Origin of the sequence: Limibacillus sp. MBR-115, assembly GCF_040549425.1 — a bacterium.
Lineage (GTDB): Bacteria > Pseudomonadota > Alphaproteobacteria > Kiloniellales > CECT-8803 > Limibacillus > Limibacillus halophilus.
Window position 1 is genome coordinate 534,489 of the sequence record NZ_JBEPTJ010000002.1, and the last position, 15,337, is coordinate 549,825.

Sequence of the window (15,337 nt, forward strand, 5' to 3'; positions counted from 1 at the left end):
ATGAGGAGAATTTTGCAATGAAAGCTTACGAGCTGACGGAATATGGGCCTCCATCGTCCCACAGCCTGGGCGAGGTGGCGCGCCCTGAGGTCGTTGCAGGAGAGGTCCTTATTCGTGTTGAGGCGATCGGCCTGAACTATCCCGACGCGCTCATGGTGCAAGGAAAGTATCAGAAACGGCCCAACCCGCCCTTCGTTCCGGGCCGCGACTGTGCCGGAACGGTCGTCGCCGTCGGCGATGGCGTGGATTCAGTTGCACCAGGCGATGCTGTGGTTGCGCAAGTATTCTCTGGGGCCTTCGCCGAGTTCGTTGCTGCGCCGTTGGAGCGTGTCTTCAAGCGGCCTGATGGTGTTTCCTCGGTCGAGGGAGCAGGTGCTATTACGGTTTTCAACACCGCATATGTCGCCGTGGTGATCCGAGCCAACGTGCGTGCGGGGGAGCGGGTCGTTGTAACTGGTGCGGCGGGTGGTGTAGGGGCGGCAGCCGTGCAGCTGGCAAAAGCGCGCGGCGCAGAAGTTGTCGGCGTCGTCTCGACTGATGCCAAGGCTGAGCGCGTCCGGGCGCTTGGGGCCGACCACGTGGTTATTGTGAGCGATGCGACCGAAGACGGCTTGAAGAAATTGTTCAAGACCGAGGTTCGGGGCCTTTGGCCGGACGGGCGTGGGGTAAACGTGGTCGTCGACACCGTTGGCGGGCATATGTTCACCGCCGGGTTGCGCGGGTTGGGCTTCGCCGGACGTATGATCGTTGTCGGTTTTGCTTCGGGTGATATCCCCGCAGCGAAGACCAACTACCTGCTCTACAACAACCTGTCAGTCATGGGCGCTCCGCTCGATATTCACTTCGCCGAAGCACTATCGGAGATTCGAGAGGGCGCGGACTGGTGGTTGTCATTGATGGCAAGCGGTCACTGTAAGGCTAATGTCGAGAAGACGGTCCCCTTCGACGAACTGATGGACGGCCTCCAGGCTCTTCTGGACCGGACTGCTATCGGCAAGACCGTTGTCACATTGGATACTTCTGCAACATGACGCATTCACCGAGTCCATCATTGGGCTGGGCGGAGGGGCAAGGCGTGCCAGATCTCATGGCTCTGGAGTTCACGCCGTTCCGTGACGATGACGCGCTGCTCAACATGCTCGGGACGCTGACCATGGCGAGGTTCGACCTGGGAGTCGTCTTGCGTTTGGTGACGAATGCCAGCACGGCCAACGCCGCCGGTTTCGTTCATGGTGGTGCTCTTTCGGCCGTGACGGACGTGGCGATGTTCGAAGTCGCGAAGGCACATTTCGGTACTTGCGTGACGATCTCCCAGGACATGCAGTTTCTGCGCGCGACGAAGCCGGGGTCGGTCTTGCAGGCCGTTGCCCGGGCGAAGCGTTTAGGCCGCCGCATGGCCTTTTGCACGGCCGATGTTTTTGAAGGGCCCGCATGCCTCGCAGCGGCGAACGCTGTGTTCGCGAAGGTCGGTTCCTAGGCTCGGTGCAGGGCGGCACGAGCAGCTTTACAGATTAATATACATATTGTATTATAACAATCAGTCAAACAGGGGAGTACCGAATATGAAGAAAACAGTGCGTATGGCCTTCGCCGCCGCGGCAACCGTCCTAACCTTGGGTGGTAGTCATGTGTTGGCGCAGGATCAAGATCCGGTGAAGGTAGGGTTCGTTCTGTCGCTTTCAGGCCCGGGCGCCGTCATCGGCCTGGACATGCAGCGCGGTGCAGAGTTGGCAATTGAAGAGCTGGGCGGCACCATCGGTGGTCGTGCGGCCGAGTTTATTTTTGAAGACGATCAACGTAAGCCTGATGTCGGAAAACAAGCTGCTGAACGCTTGGTGCAGTCAGAAAAGGTCGATGTCGTTGTAGGGGCATCGTTCTCGAACGTGATGATGGCCATCCATCGTCCGGTCACGCGTGCCAAAACGCTTCTGCTGTCTCCAAACCCTGCTCCGGCCCCCTTGGCTGGAGAAGATTGCTCACCCTACTATTTCGCCGTTCCTTTCCAGAACGACCAGCCGGCGGAGGCAATCGGCATTCATCTGAATAACATCGGTGTCAAAACCGCGTTTATCTTGGCGCCGAATTACCAAGCGGGACGGGATCTGCTGGCCGGCTTCAAGCGTCATTTCAAAGGCGAGCTCGTCGGTGAAATCTACACGCCGCTTGAGCAGACCGATTTCTCGGCTGAGCTGACGGAAATTCGCTCGGCCAACCCGGAGGCAGTGTTCGTCTTCTACCCGGGCGGCCTTGGAATCCAATTCGTCAAGCAATACTCGCAAGCGGGTCTCAAGGACTCCATTCCCCTGCATTCCGCTTTCACGGTTGGCGGCGCGACGTTGGAGGCTATTGGCGAAGACGGTCTCGGCGTCACCAGCGGGTCGCAGTGGGCTTACGATCTGCCGAACGAGGCCAACAAGGCTTTTGTTGCGGCCTATCGGGCCAAGTACAACGGTATTCCGTCGGAATTTGCCGCTCAGGCCTATGACACCATTCGCCTGATCGACAGTGCGGCAAAGGCCGTTGGCGGCAAGGTGGAGGATACCGATGCGATGGCTGCGGCAATCAAGTCGGCAAACTTTGAATCGGTTCGCGGTAGCTTCAGCTTTAACCGCAACAACCACCCGATCCACAACATGTACCTGCTCGTTGTGAAGAAGAACGATGCGGGCGAGTTGGTGGCATCGGCTGACAGTCTCATCGTAAAGGATATGCCCGACGCGTATGTCGACGCCTGTCCAATGGGTAAGTAATCAGGCAAGGTGCTGGCGTGGCCTTTCGGGCCGCGCCAGTCCGCCTCCAACGGGCCCGGGGACAGAACGATGTTCGAATTGATCGCGGAACAACTGCTAAACGGCCTCCAATACGGCATCCTTTTGTTTCTCATTGCGGCCGGCCTCACTTTGATCTTCGGCGTTATGGACTTCATCAACCTGTCGCACGGGTCAATGTTTATGATGGGGGCCTATTTTTCGATCCTGGCGCAAAAACTAACCGGTAATTTCCTTGTTGCCGTGCTTCTTGCCGGTGTTGGCGTCTTCGCGCTGGGCATGCTGATAGAGGTGCTGCTTGCTCGTCGCTTGTATGCAAGAAGCCATCTGGATCAGGTACTCGTGACCTATGGCCTGATTTTGTTGGCGAACGAGTCGGTCTCCACTATCTGGGGTTCTGTGCCATTGTATTCCGGCTTGCCGGAAATCTTGTCCGGCCATATCACCCTTCCATTAGGCATCCCATATCCGGCCTATCGGCTTGTCGTGATAGGCGCCGGTTTTACTATCGCCATCGCGCTGTTTTTGCTCATTCAACGAACCCGGATCGGCATGTTGGTGCGTGCCGGGGCGACCCACCGTACGATGGTGTCGGTGATGGGGGTCAATATTGGGTTCCTGTTTGCCGCGGTTTTCGCGCTTGGCGCACTTCTGGCCGGTCTGGCGGGTGCTTTGGCTGGCCCTTTGCTCTCGGTCCAGCCTGGGATGGGGGAAACCGTGTTGATTCTATCCTTTGTCGTGGTCGTGATCGGCGGATTGGGCTCTATCAAGGGGGCGTTCCTGGCGGCAATCATCGTTGGCCTGCTTGACACAATGGGGCGCGCATTTCTGCGCGATCTTCTTTCATCGATTTTTTCGCCGTCAGTCGCCAGCGACACCGGGCCAGCGCTGGCTTCGATGCTGGTTTACATACTGATGGCGTTGGTGCTGTTTTTCCGCCCAGAGGGTCTCATCCCCATGCAAAAGCGAGCCTGAGCCAGTGTCCTTTATTCGCACCTACGGGAATATCCTGACGCTGGCGCTCGCGGTCGCTATCGGCCCGATTGTTGCCATCACGATGAATGACCCATATTTGCTTTCAACCTTTGAGCGGATTCTCATTATCGCGGTCGCGGCCGCCAGTTTGAACATGATACTGGGGTTCGGCGGGATGGTCAGCTTTGGCCACGCCGTATTTCTGGGTGTGGGCGCTTATGCCACCGGATTGATGGCCAATGCCGGATTGACCAGTCTGCTCGTTCAGCTTCCAGTCGTCATCGTCGCATCCGCGTTCAGTGCTCTGTTCATCGGCGCAATAGCGCTTCGTACGACTGGCATCTACTTCATCATGATCACCCTGGCGCTGGCGCAGATCTTCTATTACATCGCGGTCAGCTCCTCCAGTTTCGGTGGGGACGACGGTATGGTGATCTATGAGCGTACGACTCTAGGTGCTTTCTACGACCCCTTTGATAACTATCAGTTTTATGGTTTCGTCGCTGCGGTCGCCGTCGTATTGATCCTTTCGATCAATCATCTTGTTGGCTCTGAGTTCGGACAACGCCTCGTGGCTTGCCGTGAAAACCCTGCACGGGCAGAGGCGTTGGGGTTGAACACATTTGGCATTCGCTTGACGGCGTTTGTAATTGCGGGCGTGTTCTGTGGTCTTGCCGGGTTCCTGCTGGCCAACCAGAGCGAATTCGCTACGCCGGGCTATGCTAACTGGCAGCGCTCGGGCGAACTTCTAGCAATCGTTATTCTGGGTGGGGTTGGCGCACGAAGTGGGCCGGTGCTGGGGGCTTTCGTGTTCATTTGGCTTGAGCACGCCCTGTCTGGCTGGACCACGCATTGGGCGGCGATTTTCGGGCCCTTATTGATCCTCTCCGTGTTGTTCTTCCGCGGTGGCCTGGCGAGCATCGGCCCTTACTTGGGCAATCTGCGCGGGGAGCGGTCTAGATGAGCTCGGCTCTGGTCCTGGATGGCATTTCCAAGAGCTTCGGCGGTATTCACGCGCTGAGTAAGGTGTCTTTCACGCTCAAGACTGGCGGTATTCACGCGTTGATCGGACCCAATGGCGCAGGCAAGACGACACTTGTCAGTACGATATCGGGCGCTTTGACACCGGACACGGGAACGGTGAGGTTGGGTGAACGCCTACTGAACGGCCTGTCCGTTCACGAACGATCGCGGCTCGGCCTATCGCGAACCTATCAGTTGACCTCGTTGTTCTCGAACATCACGGTGCGAGAGAACTTGGCGTTGAGTTTGGCGGCTCGCGAGACACCGGGGCTCACGTTCGGACAAATGGCCCGCCGGCATTCGGCCAAGCGATTTGCCCATCAGATCGATCAGGCGCTGGAGGATTTTGGGCTGCAGGAAAAGGCGGACGCGAACCCCGCAGTACTGTCCCACGGGGATCGCCGTCGGCTGGAGCTCGCGATGGCTATTATCACCGAGCCCAAGGTTCTTCTGCTCGATGAACCGCTGGCCGGGCTTAGTAGCGCCGATGCCGAAACACTGGTGCATTTGATCGAAACCCGTTTGCGAGGCGACGTGCCAATTCTCTTGATCGAGCACGATATGGAGGCCGTGTTCAATCTGGCCGACGACATCACGGTCCTGGTCAATGGCGAGGTTCTTAAATCCGGAACGCCGGATGAAGTGCGTGCTTCCAGCGAGGTGCAGGCTGCATACCTGTCGGAGGATGACGATTTCTGATGTTGAAACTGGAGAACGTCACTGCGAGTTATGGCGCCGTACAGGTGTTGTTTGGTGTGTCTTTGACACTGGAGAAGGGGTCGGTGACCACCTTGCTGGGTAAGAACGGCATGGGGAAAAGCACCACGGTTCGCACCATATTTGGTTTGACCGACGCGATTGGCGGCTCCATTACCTTCGAAGGTGAATCGTTGATTCATCAAAAGACTCATAAAATAGCCCAGCGCGGCATTGCCTTAGTTCCCGAAGGGCGTCAGGTCTTTCCAACCTTGGATGTGATCGAGAACCTGGTCGCCACCTCCCGGTACAGAGGCGCCGCCCGCCGCCGGGCCGCGGTCGATGAGATTCTCAACCTGTTTCCGCGATTGGCGGAACGCCGGACATCCTTCAGTGGCCTCTTGTCCGGTGGGGAGCAGCAGATGCTCGCTATCGGACGCGCTCTGATGACCGACCCAAAGCTTTTGATCCTTGATGAGGCGACAGAAGGGCTTGCGCCAAACATCAGGCGAGAGATCTGGGCCGCTCTGAAGCGCTTGAAGTCCGAAGGGATGACGATCCTCGTTATTGACAAGAGCTTGAAACCGCTCTGCCGTATTGGCGATCAGCATTCGATACTCGTTAAGGGCAAGACGGCCTGGACCGGTCTATCCGCTGAGTTGGAGGATCCCTCGTCTGAGGCGCGGCAACTGCTCGCCTTGTAGCCGAGCAATGCCGTGCGCCGTTTTACGATACTGGACTTAGGTTGAGAGCCGATTTGCGCGGCCGCCCGGCCGGAATCATTCAGCCGCGAGGCTATCCGGACCGAGGACGGTCAAGGCCGCATCAACGATCTCTTTGTACCCCGTACAGCGGCAGATGTTCCCGCTAAGCGCGTCGCGAATCTCCGCCTCACTGTAGCGTCGCCCGCTGCGCTTCAACATGGTGAGCGTCATCAAGAACCCCGGCGTGCAGAATCCGCACTGCAAGGCAAAGTGTTCATGAAAGGCTGCTTGCAGGTCATCGAACTCATCGTCGGTGTTCGACAGGCTTTCGATGGTCTCGACGGTTGCTCCTTCGGCTTGAGCGGCGAGCATCAAGCAAGATCTGACGGCCTTGCCCTCGACCAGCACGGTACAAGCGCCGCAAACGCCGTGCTCACAGGCAACATGAGTCCCCGAGGCGCCGATTTCGTGGCGTAGGAAATCGGAGAGCAAGGTGCGTGGCTCGGCGTAGGCATCGACTTCTTCGCCGTTCAAGGTGAAGCTGATGGGGTGCTTCTGGCCGTCCTTCAAAGTTCTCACAGCATGGTCTCCCGGATCAGGGTAGCGCCGGCGCGGCGGATCAACTCGCGTCGATAGCGTGCGCTGGCGTGGATGTCGTCATAACCGCCGAGGCGCCATGCCAGGGCATTCAGCTTTTCGTCCAAGCTTGCCGGATCAAGGTCGGGCCAGTTCACGGCTAGGGGCGTGTCACCGACGCCGCCGACGGCGAAGCGGACACTTCGCCCCTCGACGATGCAGGCAAGGGCAACGATTGCAAAATCACCGTGTCGGCGCGCTATCTCGTGGAATCCTGTGCGGGCGTTCTTGGGAGCGGCCGGGAAGAAGGCGGATACAACGATCTCGTCGGTGCGCTTTGCCGTGCTGAGCATGCCCGTCTGAAAGGATTCCGCGCTCAAGGTTCGTTCGCCCTGGGTGGATCTCAAAGTTACGGTGCCCTCCAGAAGGCAAAGCAGCAGAGGCAGCTCCGCACTTGGATCTGCATGGCATAGCGACCCGCAGACGGTGCCACGATTGCGGGTCTGGACATGCCCAACATGTGTAAGGGCCTCCGCGATAAGCGGTACTTTTGCCATCGCTTCCGCATGGCTCGCCAATGCGCTTTGCGTGACTGCCGCACCAACGGAGACGCCTTCCGGAGTAACCTCGATCCGTTTCAGCTCATTGATGCGCGCGATATCGATAAGGTAGTCCGGCTCCGCAAGGCGCATGTTCATCATCGCCATCAAAGACTGACCACCGGCGATGACACGGGCAGCGTCACCATATTCTGCGAGTGCCGAAACGGCCTCGTCTATGGTGTCAGGAATCAAGAGTGAGAAAGGTGCCGGTTTCATGATTTGCCCCCAATTTTCGTACGCAGCTTACGCATCCAACCGCCGCCACTATCCGGCGCGTTGGGTGCAGCCCGCTTTATCAGCGCGCGGAAGAACTGGTTGACCAATGCGCGGGCCGCGCCGGAAAGCAAGCGACCGCCCACAGAAGCGACCGTGCCGCTAAGGTGAATTGCATAGCGATAACGCACACAAACTTCACCGTCGCCGCTGGGGACGAGCTCCAGGAATCCGGTGCCGCTGGAGGATCCGAGCGAGCCTTCCAGGGTTCCACTTATTTCGGCGCTTTCATGAAGCTTTAGATTGTTCAGGCGGATGACCGCGTCGAACGTACCGCGTACCGGCCCCACGCCCATGCTGACCACGCCTTTGAAATGCGTATCGGAAACGCGCTCCAGAGATTTGCAGCCTGGAATGATTGCCGCCATTTCGTCTGGATCGAGCAACGTGTTCCAGACAGATTCGGCGCTCGCAGGTACAACGGTCTCACCCGAACCCTTCAAGGCGTCGCCGGAATAGTCGACCCTATCGACGCCTTCCGCACCCTCAGATTCAGTATCCGTAGGAGGCAATGGCTCGTCGCCGTTCACCCATTCGAACACTTTGGATGGCGACAACGGCATGGTGATGTCTTCATAGCCGATGGCATCCGCGACGGCGTTAGCTAGGCAAACGGGTGTCGTGTACTGGTTGCCTTCGCCAATGCCCTTGGCGCCCAGCCTCGTAAAAGGCGAGGGGGTTTCGACTGTCTCCACCAGAACTGGATCGACGGCTTCCGGTGCGGTAGCAATCAGATAGTCTGCAAAAGTGCCGGACAGGAACGTGCCGTCTTCCTTGTAGACAAACTCCTCATAAAGACTGGCGCCGACCGCCGAAGCAAAGGAGCCTCGAATCTGTCCTTCCGCCAGCCCGGGGTTGAGGATCGTGCCGCAATCGTGGGCTGTCACGTAGTGGTCGATTTTCACTGTCCCGGTGTCGCGATCAACCTCGACACCACAGAAATCGAAGGCAAATCCATAAGCCAACGACGTATTGATTTCGTCTTGGGCGGAGGTTGGCGTCAGCTCCGGGGCGTTCCAATAGGCGACTTCACGTATGCCGGGGTCCATGTTGTCCGGGAGACTACTGGGAGACCAGTGCGCAAGTCCGCCGACCCGACGGAACTCCATCCGGTTCTCAGGATTTGCACGCGTTTGGATGTAGCCATCCTTGAACAGCAACTCCTCCGCGGGGACATTCATGTAGGTGCTGGCGATCGCGGCCATCTTGGCTTTCACACGCTCGGCAGCCGTCTTGGCGGCGCTGGTTGACGCTGGCGCGAACCGGCAGGAATAGTTGCCTGCCGCGATCGACCAGTTGTCCTTTTGTGTGTCGGTTTCCAAATTCACCGTAATTTGTCCGATATCGATGCCCAGTTCGTCGGCGACGATCTGGGCCAAGGTTGTCTGGTGCCCCTGACCCTGGGGTGTGGAGTCACCGACGACGCTGACGCTGCCCAGGGGATCGACACTGACGGTGCAAGAGGCGACGGCACCATCCTTTGGTCCCGCTTTCTCACGTTCTTCGGCAGTTTTGAGGGTTGAAATATAACCCATGTTCGATTGGCTCGGTTCGACTGCAGCGGCAAAGCCGATGCCGTAGAGCCGACCTTGCGCGCGTGCAGCATCGCGACGCTTGCGAAGCTCCTCGAGGCCGCCTTGGGCAATGGAGTCCGCGACGACCTTTTGATAGTCGCCGGAATCGATATGCGCACCGGCCGGCGCCTTGTAGGGGAACTGATCGGCGCGAATTAGGTTGTGGCACATCAGATCCAAGGGATCGCGATCAAGCTTCCGGGCGATCTTCGCCATCAAACGTTCAATTGCGAAGTACAGCTGGGGCCCCCCGAAACCACGTACCGCGCCGGTGGGACATTTGTTGGTCATCACGATGTTGTTGATGACCCGCACATTGGGTATCCGATAACAGTTCGTCGATAGACCGTGCATCCGGTAGATGGGTGCAGGCATGGGTGCGCGCAGATAGGCGCCGTGGTCATCCCAGTGCTCCATGCGAAAGGCCTGAACCGTTCCATCGTCGTCATAGGCGGCTTCGATGCGGGTTACCCGATTGGGCGCCACGCTGGCCGCAGACAGGTGCTCTAGTCGGTCTTCGATCCATTTGACCGGTCGCCCAGCGATACGGGAACATACAGCGAGGACGACGATGTAGGGGAAGATGGTCAGTTTTGAACCGAAGCTACCGCCAGAGTTTGGAGGGCTGCGGTGGCGCAGCTTGCTACCGGGAACCTTTAACGCGATGGCCATGACTGCGTGGACGGAGAAGGGCCCCTGAAAGTTCGACAGAACATCGTAACCGCCGGTATCGGGCTGATACTCGGCAACGATCCCATAGGTTTCCATCGGCGTGATGGAATTGCGCGGATAACGGATCGTGATCTCTTCGCGATTGGCTGCTTTCTCGAAGGCATGATCCGGCTCGCCATGGGTGAATACCCGACGAGAAACCCTGTTGGAGCCAGCTTCGTCGTGCAACACCGGCGCGCCTTCATCACAAGCCTTCACCGGGTCGACGATGGCCGGCAGGGGCTCATATTCAACCTTGATGTGCTTCAGCGCATCTTCCGCACGATAGCGGTCGGTGGCGCAAACGACGGCAATCGGCTCTCCCACGTACCGCACCTTGTCGTAGGCGATCCCTCGGTAATCCATCGGGTTTTTGAAGCCGACGATGAGCGGTTTAGTGTAAGGGCGGATGTCGGCGCCCGTTACCACGGCCTTGACGCCCTTTTGTTTCAGGGCCTCAGATACATCTATCGAGCGAATCCGAGCATGCGCGTGCGGCGACCGCAAAAATGCTGCGTGCAAAGTACCCTTGGCGACCGGCAGATCGTCGACAAACTTACCGCGCCCACGCAGGAGGGTTTCGTCTTCGTACCGCAGAATGCGCTGGCCGACGTAGGTTTCCGAATCTGTTGCCGCCGCTTTGTGCATGGGGTGCGCTCCAGGATTGCTATTTAAATACAGATTGTATTATAAAGGAATCGCTGTCAACGAGTCTAGTGCTCCGACCCGATTTAATTTTGCCTACTGGTGGTGCCCGAAAATGTCGCAAGTGATCTTGAACGAGACCGAAACCTTTAGCGCCACGATGGACGACGGCGCGGGCATTACAGTGCGCCGGTGGGGTAAAGCGCGGGCAGAGCGTTTTATCATATCACACGGAAATGGCCTTGCGGTCGATGCCTTCAAGGATTTTGGTCTCGACCTTTCCCGGGATTTTGAGGTTGTTGCCTTTGACATGCGCAACCACGGCTCAAACGCCACGCGGATCGGCAACGAAGACAACTGGGCAAGGTTCATCAAGGATTTTCCCCAGATTCTCGCGGCGATCGACTCCGAGTTTGGGGTTAAGCCAACACACGGGGCCTTTCACTCCCTAAGCTCGCTGACCTGTCTCTATTCCCAGGCCGAGATCAGATATCCCTGGAGATCATTGACGTTGTTCGAACCTCCGGCGACACCACCGGCGGACTCCGGCTTGCAAGAGGTGATGCTGTCCTATCACGTCGAACTGGCCAATCGAACAAGAGCGCGTCGCCAGATTTTCGATAACCCGGAGCAGTTGGCGGCCTCCATGCGCCGTTCTCCGGCTTTTGCGCGGATATCCGATGATACAATTCTTAGGCTGGCGCGTGCGACATTGCGGGCTGACGGGGCGACTTGGCGTCTTGCCTGTCCTGCGGAATTCGAAGCGGCGACCTATGAGATCGCCAGCAATATAGATCGCTGGCCTGGTTTGGCCCGAATTGACGTGCCGGTGCGTATCGTCTTGGGTGAGCGCGAAGATCATAGCTCTCCTATCCTCGTCGAGATCGGCGAACTCTTGGCGAAAACCTTTGGTTTCGACAGCCAAGTACTGCCCGGCACGACCCATTTCATGCAGCTCGAGAAGCCAGCGCACTGCGCCGAGCTTGCGCGGAACTTTGCCAGCCTAAACAGGAAGGAGGCCTGACTATGCCGACCCAACCCGCACAGCCAAACGCAGGAACGCTCCTTGATCGGCTCTGGCATTGGGCGTCAGCAACGCCTGATAAACTTGCCGTGGAGACCCTTGCGGATGGCCAATTGACTTACCGCGAGCTTGCGGAGAAGTCGGACAGTTTCGCCGCGGCGCTTTGGCGCCTCGGCATCGGCCCCGGCGACCATATTGCTATTCAGTTGCCCAGCGTGCCTGAGTTCTTGGTAGCCTACTACGCCGCTTGCCGCATAGGTGCGGTGCTGACGACCATGCACGTGCCTTATCGTCAGGAAGAGTTGCGCCCAATGCTCAAGTTCGCCAAGGCACGTGCTGCGATCTGTACGGTCGTCGGTGCTTATGACGCACCTGAAACCATGCTGGCCTTGGCGGGCGAAATCGATAGCCTGGACCATGTCATTGTGGTTGGTAACTCGGTTCGCGAGGGCTGCCTTTCGTTTGATGCGATGGTCGAATCCGGCGATCCAACGACCTTGCCGCCGATGCCGGGTCCGAATGCAACCTGTACGCTTTGCTTTACATCCGGTACGGCCGCGGCACCCAAAGGTGTCGAGCGTAAGCAGGGCCTGATGGCCGAAAACGCAGCCCGCTTCGTCGAGATGATTGAGATGACCGGGGACGATCGCGTGATGATCGCGCCACCTTTGACCCATGTCTTTGGCTTGCTGTGCTCCGGCAATGCCGTTTACTGCGGAGCCACGATCCTTCCCGTGCCTCTTTTCACGCCCCAAACCTACGTCGATTTTCTGACGACGTTGGCGCCGACCGTGATTTACTCGGCCCCGGCGCATTTGGCGGCGACCCTGAAAAGTGGTGTGCTGGACCGAGAGCCCCCGCCTTCGGTGCGCGACGTTATAGTGGGTGGTTCCATCTGCCCCCCAGAGGTGGCTCGCCAATTCGAGGATAAGTTACCTAACGGTCGCGTCGGATGTTTGTTCGGCATGACCGAGGCCCTGCTGACGACGCAGACCGATATCCACGGAACCCCTGAGGAGCGGCATGGAACGGTTGGCAAGTTGGCCGACGGCCTTGCTCTACGAATTGTCGATGATGCCGGCAACTCGATCGAGGCGCCAGATTGCGGCGAGCTTCAGTTAAGCGGTTACTCGATCCTTTCCGAGTACTGCGACAATCCAGAAGCCAACGCCTCATCCTTCACTGCGGACGGTTGGTTCAGAACCGGCGATCTGGCCTATTTGGACGAAAAAGGTAACATAGTCATCACGGGACGGTTGAAGGACATAATCAATCGCGGTGGTATCAAGATCAATCCAGCCGACATTGAAAGTCTTCTGGATGGTCACGAGAACATCATTCAGTCGGCGATTGTGCCAATGCCAGACGAAGTGTTGGGAGAGCGAATCTGCTTGTATGTTGTGCTCAAGCCCGGCTCGACAATCACGCTGGAGGAGGTCCTTGCTTATCTGCAAGACAGGGGAACCGCGAAGATGCGTTGGCCGGAACGACTTGAGATCGTCGATGAGATGCCGATGACACCGACGCGTAAGATCAGGAAGGCTATTCTCATTACCGACATACGCAATAAGATGGCCTCGTGATGCGGCCCACTGCCAGCAAGACGGCTTAGAAGACGAAGGAATCGATCGTGGCTTCAATCAGTGAATCTGAGACTCAGTCTCCCCCGACTGTGCGGGGAAAACGGGGGCGGCCTCGTGGCAGCGGCACGCAGTTGGTCTACACCAAGCTCCGCGAGGAAATTCTGCGATTGGTCTTGAAGCCCGGCGATCATATCGACGAGGTTCTGCTTGAGGCGCGATTCAAGGTGTCACGGACCCCGATACGCGAAGCCTTGATTCGTTTGCAGGCTGACGGTTTGGCCCGATTTGCCCCCAACCGCGGGCACTATGTCTCCAGTCTTGATTTTGCCGAGATTCCGAAGATTTTTGAGGCCCTTGATGTCCTTCAATCGGCAATCCTGCAGATTGCGGCCACCAGGCGCAGCGAGGAACACCTTGAGCGCATGAAAGCCGTCAACGAGGAGTATCGGGAGGCATCGGAGAAGGGCGATCATACCGCCATGACCGAAGCCAACCACGCGTTTCATCTGATTACGGCTGAGGCGGCTGGCAATCGGATCCTGAGCAGTGCTTACGAATCGGTTTTGAATTTTAATTTGCGGGTTACCCGACTCATATTTGAGACGGCGGCACGGGACTCGAACGTGCCAACACCGTACTACAACCGTATCTATGACGAGCACAGCGAGATGATTGAACTACTGTCACGTCGTGACAGCGCGAAGTTGGCCGAACTTTCCAAGGAGCACACCAATCTGTTCTATGGCAAGATTAGGCGCTTTCTGCAGTCGAACGCCGCGGTGGACGTCGCGTTCAGATCCTTTGTCGACGACGACCAGTCGGAACCCGCCTAGGAAATAGCCGAAACAGGCGATCAGTTCACCTAAGCCGTCGCTGAGTGTTCGCTGCGAGGGGGCTGAAGGCAGACGGCCTCATGCTGGAAATCGGTTCAGCATTCGGACCAAGCATCACTAGATTCCTGACTTCTATAGCGAGAGCCGGTCTCGGGCTTTGTTCGCTTGGAATGCCATGGCGACAAACCGAAACGTCTTCGGACTTGTACTGTTTCCAGCCTTCAGAATAGGTGGCCGTGGTTGTGGCGGCGGGGCTCACCCGCCCTCGGAGGCAGGCGGCGAATGGGGAGCGGGTTGTGTTGCATAGCGGTTGCCGACGAGCGACCGGCCCTCACAATGCCCACCGGCGATGACACGCGTGCCACCTTCTTATCTGTATGTGTCTCGAGAAAATGTATACAAAAACATCAAAAAAACATACACAAAGAAGAAAATCACATTATAATCTTATCGAGACGCCGCTCAGATCATGCTGAGTCGAGGGTAATATTAATGAATTAGCGCGCCAGAAATGTCGTTCAGCCGAAGCGGCGCCATCAGGAGGAGTCTTAGAATGGATTTGGATTTGAGTGGCAAAACCGTGCTCATCACGGGCGCGTCGAAGGGAATTGGGCAGGCTGCGGCGCTAGCTTTCGCCAGAGAGGGGTGCAATCTTTATCTGTCGGCGCGCTCGGCGGAACGCTTGGATCAAGTACGTGACGAAGTGATCGGGACACACGCTGTCACGGTCACGACGTTCCCCAAAGACCTTTCAACGCCCAAATCCATGATCGAACTGGCAGAGGCCTGCCAAGACGCTGATATTCTGATCAATAATGCGGGCGATGTCTCCTCCGGCCCTTTGGATTCTTTGTCGGACGACGATTGGCGCGTTGGGTTCAACCTGAAGGTCTTTGGCTATGTGACTTTGACGCGCGAGCTTTACCAGCACATGAGGGCTAGAAAGTCAGGCGTGATCATCAATGATATCGGCAATTCGGGCGAAAACTGGGACGCGAATTACATTGCCGGGAGTACCGGGAACGCAGCGCTTATGTCCTTCACCAAGGCGCTAGGCGGTGCGAGTTTGAATGATGGTGTGCGTGTTGTTGGCGTCAATCCGGGGCCAGTCGCGACGGATCGTATGCTCAAGTTGATGAAACGCCGTGCGCTGGACTGGTATGGCGACGAAAGCCGTTGGGAGGAACTCTTTGAGAAGTATCCGGGCGGTCGGCCTGCCACCCCTGAGGAAGTGGCCGATCTCATGGTCTTTCTGGCCTCGCCCAAGGCAGGGTACATCACCGGCACCAACGTGACGATCGATGGCGGAATCTCCGCGCGCGGCTCAATCATATAAGGGCCGGGCTTTCA

General features: G+C 57.7%; 14 protein-coding genes. 11 read left to right on the forward strand and 3 right to left on the reverse strand.

Annotation, left to right across the window (positions count from 1 at the left end; all coding sequences use genetic code 11):
- Positions 1 to 17: 17 nt before the first annotated feature.
- The 7 genes from ABIE63_RS06105 (at position 18) to ABIE63_RS06135 (ending at position 6,166) form a co-directional block, all read left to right on the forward strand.
- Positions 18 to 1,031 (forward strand): NADPH:quinone oxidoreductase family protein, encoded by a 1,014-nt coding sequence (locus tag ABIE63_RS06105; protein ID WP_354503575.1) that lies wholly within the window; start codon positions 18 to 20, stop codon positions 1,029 to 1,031.
- A complete protein-coding gene (locus ABIE63_RS06110) occupies positions 1,028 to 1,477 on the forward strand; it encodes a PaaI family thioesterase (protein ID WP_354503576.1) in 450 nt (149 codons plus the stop codon). The genes ABIE63_RS06105 and ABIE63_RS06110 overlap by 4 nt, the downstream gene beginning before the upstream one ends.
- Before the next feature lie 85 nt (positions 1,478 to 1,562).
- Positions 1,563 to 2,750 carry an ABC transporter substrate-binding protein gene (locus ABIE63_RS06115; RefSeq protein ID WP_354503577.1) on the forward strand — a complete coding sequence of 396 codons (1,188 nt, stop codon included), beginning with the start codon at positions 1,563 to 1,565 and terminating at the stop codon, positions 2,748 to 2,750.
- A gap of 69 nt (positions 2,751 to 2,819) precedes the next feature.
- Positions 2,820 to 3,743, forward strand: a complete 924-nt coding sequence (locus ABIE63_RS06120; protein ID WP_354503579.1) for a branched-chain amino acid ABC transporter permease — start codon at positions 2,820 to 2,822, stop codon at positions 3,741 to 3,743.
- A 4-nt stretch (positions 3,744 to 3,747) separates the two neighbouring features.
- On the forward strand, positions 3,748 to 4,707 hold the full coding sequence (locus ABIE63_RS06125) for a branched-chain amino acid ABC transporter permease (RefSeq protein WP_354503580.1): 960 nt from the start codon (positions 3,748 to 3,750) through the stop codon (positions 4,705 to 4,707).
- Complete coding sequence (locus ABIE63_RS06130; RefSeq protein WP_354503581.1) at positions 4,704 to 5,465, forward strand: ABC transporter ATP-binding protein; 762 nt, start codon at positions 4,704 to 4,706, stop codon at positions 5,463 to 5,465. Before ABIE63_RS06125 ends, ABIE63_RS06130 begins: the two co-directional genes overlap by 4 nt.
- Positions 5,465 to 6,166 carry an ABC transporter ATP-binding protein gene (locus ABIE63_RS06135; RefSeq protein WP_183415071.1) on the forward strand — a complete coding sequence of 234 codons (702 nt, stop codon included), beginning with the start codon at positions 5,465 to 5,467 and terminating at the stop codon, positions 6,164 to 6,166. Before ABIE63_RS06130 ends, ABIE63_RS06135 begins: the two co-directional genes overlap by 1 nt.
- A gap of 75 nt (positions 6,167 to 6,241) precedes the next feature.
- Here ABIE63_RS06135 and ABIE63_RS06140 read toward each other — a convergent pair whose 3' ends face one another.
- From ABIE63_RS06140 to ABIE63_RS06150, 3 genes are read right to left on the reverse strand one after another with little or no spacing between them, the layout of a single operon-like run.
- Complete coding sequence (locus tag ABIE63_RS06140) at positions 6,242 to 6,745, reverse strand: (2Fe-2S)-binding protein (protein WP_354503583.1); 504 nt, start codon at positions 6,743 to 6,745, stop codon at positions 6,242 to 6,244.
- The gene (locus ABIE63_RS06145; protein ID WP_354503584.1) at positions 6,742 to 7,560 is read right to left on the reverse strand and encodes an FAD binding domain-containing protein; all 819 of its coding nucleotides are present in this window, start codon (positions 7,558 to 7,560) and stop codon (positions 6,742 to 6,744) included. Before ABIE63_RS06145 ends, ABIE63_RS06140 begins: the two co-directional genes overlap by 4 nt.
- Complete coding sequence (locus tag ABIE63_RS06150) at positions 7,557 to 10,550, reverse strand: molybdopterin cofactor-binding domain-containing protein (protein WP_354503586.1); 2,994 nt, start codon at positions 10,548 to 10,550, stop codon at positions 7,557 to 7,559. Before ABIE63_RS06150 ends, ABIE63_RS06145 begins: the two co-directional genes overlap by 4 nt.
- Positions 10,551 to 10,662: 112 nt before the next feature.
- Here ABIE63_RS06150 and ABIE63_RS06155 point away from each other — a divergent pair, with 112 nt between their 5' ends.
- From ABIE63_RS06155 to ABIE63_RS06170, 4 genes are all read left to right on the forward strand, one after another.
- Positions 10,663 to 11,571 (forward strand): alpha/beta hydrolase, encoded by a 909-nt coding sequence (locus ABIE63_RS06155; protein WP_354503587.1) that lies wholly within the window; start codon positions 10,663 to 10,665, stop codon positions 11,569 to 11,571.
- A gap of 2 nt (positions 11,572 to 11,573) precedes the next feature.
- Positions 11,574 to 13,154 carry a class I adenylate-forming enzyme family protein gene (locus ABIE63_RS06160; protein WP_183415076.1) on the forward strand — a complete coding sequence of 527 codons (1,581 nt, stop codon included), beginning with the start codon at positions 11,574 to 11,576 and terminating at the stop codon, positions 13,152 to 13,154.
- A gap of 47 nt (positions 13,155 to 13,201) precedes the next feature.
- Positions 13,202 to 13,987: a GntR family transcriptional regulator gene (locus tag ABIE63_RS06165; RefSeq protein ID WP_354503588.1), complete on the forward strand. Its 786-nt coding sequence runs from the start codon at positions 13,202 to 13,204 to the stop codon at positions 13,985 to 13,987.
- A gap of 553 nt (positions 13,988 to 14,540) precedes the next feature.
- Positions 14,541 to 15,323, forward strand: coding sequence for an SDR family oxidoreductase (locus ABIE63_RS06170; protein WP_183415078.1), 783 nt, complete (start codon positions 14,541 to 14,543; stop codon positions 15,321 to 15,323).
- Positions 15,324 to 15,337 lie beyond the last annotated feature (14 nt).